Origin of the sequence: Arthrobacter sp. SDTb3-6 (genome assembly GCF_013376095.1) — a bacterium.
GTDB lineage: Bacteria > Actinomycetota > Actinomycetes > Actinomycetales > Micrococcaceae > Specibacter.
Map to the genome: position 1 here is coordinate 1 of NZ_JAAMFN010000111.1, position 1342 is coordinate 1342.

1 protein-coding gene is annotated in these 1342 nt (G+C 65.5%); it reads right to left on the minus strand.

Annotation, left to right across the window (positions count from 1 at the left end; all coding sequences use genetic code 11):
- Window positions 1-1258: IS256 family transposase (locus G6035_RS19515; protein ID WP_256128151.1), on the minus strand; the 1258-nt coding region annotated here is incomplete at its 3' end.
- Window positions 1259-1342: the final 84 nt, after the last annotated feature.

The following is a 1342-nucleotide window of genomic DNA, read 5'->3' on the forward strand; positions in this document are numbered from 1 at the left end:
CGGAGAGGCGCCCGTTGAAGGTGATGTCGAACGCGTTCAGGGCGCCTTTCCATCGTTGGGTCCAGCGGGCTCTGCCCTTGCCTGTGGGGTCCAGGGCCATCACGGCGAGGTAGACGCATTTAAGGGCGGCTTGCTCGTTGGGGAAGTGACCGCGGGCTTTGACGGCCTTGCGGATGCGTGCATTGACGGACTCGATCGCGTTCGTAGTGCACACGATGCGTCGGATCTCCCGGTCGAATTGCAGGAATGGGACGAACTCCGCCCACGCGTTCTCCCACAACCGCACGATCGCCGGGTACTTTCCGCCCCAGGCCTCGCTGAATTCGAGGAACCGGGTCTCGGCCTCGTCAACGGTCGCGGCCTGGTAGACCGGCTTCAGGGCCCGGGAGATAGCATCCCAGTCCTTCCGCGACGCGTACTTGAAGCTGTTGCGCATCAGGTGCACAATACAGGTCTGCACGATCGTCTCCGGCCACACGGCCGCGACCGAATCGGGCAGGCCCTTCAGACCGTCGCACACGATCATCAGGACATCCTCGGCCCCCCGGTTCTTGATCTCGGTGAGGACCTGGAGCCAGTATTTCGCGCCTTCGCCACCGTCCCCGGCCCACAAGCCCAGAATGTCCCGATTGCCCTCGGCCGTCACTGCGAGGGCGACGTAGATCGGCCGGTTCGCGACCTGCCCGTCACGCACTTTCACGTGTATCGCGTCGATGAACACGACCGGATACACCGGGTCCAGGGGCCTGCCCTGCCACTCCTGCATGCCCTCGAGCACCGTGTCGGTGATCGTAGAGATCGTCGTCTTGGACACCTGGCTGCCATACACGTCGGCCAGGTGCGCGGCGATGTCCCCGTGCGTCATCCCACGCGCCGACAGGGACAGCACCACATCCTCGATCGAGCCCAGCCGCCGCTGCCGCTTCGCCACGGTCACCGGGGTGAACGTGGCCGCCCGGTCTCTGGGCACCTGGATCTCCACCGGGCCGGCCTTGGTCAGTACCGTCTTGCTCCGCGTCCCGTTTCGCGCGTTGGGAACCGCTTCACCGACGCGTTCGTGCTTCTCGTAACCCAGGTGGGCGGTCATCTCGCCCTCCAGTGCCGCCTCGACCACGAGCTTGGTCAGCTGCGACAGGAGCCCACCCTCACCATCGATCACGACACCGGCCGCGCGGGCATCACCCACCAGCTGCGCGACCAGCCCCTTGTCCACCACCGGTGCCGGCTCCACTACCGTCGTCGCCACGGTCTCCTCCATCTCGGGCGCTGCCGCGGCCCGCTCCTCCACAATAGTCATCGCATATCTCCTTGATCGGAGTTACACCGTTGACCGTACAGTCCC